The sequence below is a fragment of the Bradyrhizobium sp. GW821-FHT13H05 genome (genome assembly GCF_058804065.1).
In genome coordinates, this window is sequence record NZ_JBXAPO010000035.1 from 1 (window position 1) to 1,053 (window position 1,053).

The window sequence follows — 1,053 nt, forward strand, 5'->3', positions numbered from 1 at the left end:
TGTGCATGTTCACTAATTCGCTGATCGAATTCATCCTGTTCAGGGAGGATTCCGATGCGAGACAACACCTTCGATCGGACGATTGAGCGGAACTACGTTCAGAAGTGGCGGTTCCTGATCGCTGAGTATGAGGAGGTGAAGGCCGGCCGATCGCCGACCTTCTGCCGGGTGGGGGATTTCTATAAGCACCACGGCACCTGCTCGCAGACCTTCCGGAAGTACTACAACCGCTATTTGCAGGGTGGCACGGACGAGGACTTGTTGCCGCGGCGCCGCGGGCCAAAATGGCGAGAGCGACGCGAGCCGGAAGGGATCGAGGCGGAAATCGTCGCCTGCCGGAAGCGAGGCATGAACCGATACGAGGTCCATGCCGCCTTGCGTGAACGGCGAGATACAGTACCGTCACCCTCGACCATCTACCGGGTCTTCAAACGCAATCAGCTCAACCGCCGCACCCCGGCCATGCGTGAGGAGAAACGTCGCATTATCAAGGAGAAGATCGGCGAACTCGGTCATGTCGACCTGCACCAACTGTCCCGCGACATGTTCCTGGCACCGCCACAGAGCCCTGCCTTCATCGTCAGCCTGGTCGACAGCTGCTCGCGCCTGGCCTGGGCCGAGGTGCTGACCTCGAAAAAGGCGCTGCCGGTCATGTTCAAGACCTTGAAGATCATCAACACCCTCAACGTTACCTATGGGGTTCAGTTTGCAGAGATCCTGTCTGACAACGGGGCAGAGTTCGCTTCACGCAACACCCCCGAAGAGCATCCCTTCGAGGCCATGCTGCTCGAGCTCGGCATCAAGCACCGCTATACCAAGCCCTACCGGCCGCAAACCAATGGCAAGGTCGAGCGGTTCTGGCGAACCCTGGACGACGACGTCATCGAGGGCGCAACCTTCGACAACCTCGATCACTTCGCCAACGAACTCTTCGAGTACATGGTCTATTACAACAACTTCAGGCCTCATCAGGCCCTCGGCGGCAAGTCTCCAAAAGATTTTGCCGCCGCCAAAACCGAAATCTCTCGATCAGCGAATTAGTGGACTTGCACA

At 58.1% G+C, this 1,053-nt stretch carries 1 protein-coding gene; it reads left to right on the forward strand.

Annotation, left to right across the window (positions count from 1 at the left end; translation table 11 throughout):
* Positions 1-54 precede the first annotated feature (54 nt).
* On the forward strand, positions 55-1,041 hold the full coding sequence (locus AC1RR3_RS38515) for an integrase core domain-containing protein (protein ID WP_492830537.1): 987 nt from the start codon (positions 55-57) through the stop codon (positions 1,039-1,041).
* Positions 1,042-1,053 lie beyond the last annotated feature (12 nt).

What these genes read in the sequence shown, in the direction of transcription:
- AC1RR3_RS38515 (WP_492830537.1), top strand. Translation starts at nt 55, where the DNA reads ATGCGAGACAACACCTTCGATCGGACGATTGAGCGGAACTACGTTCAG.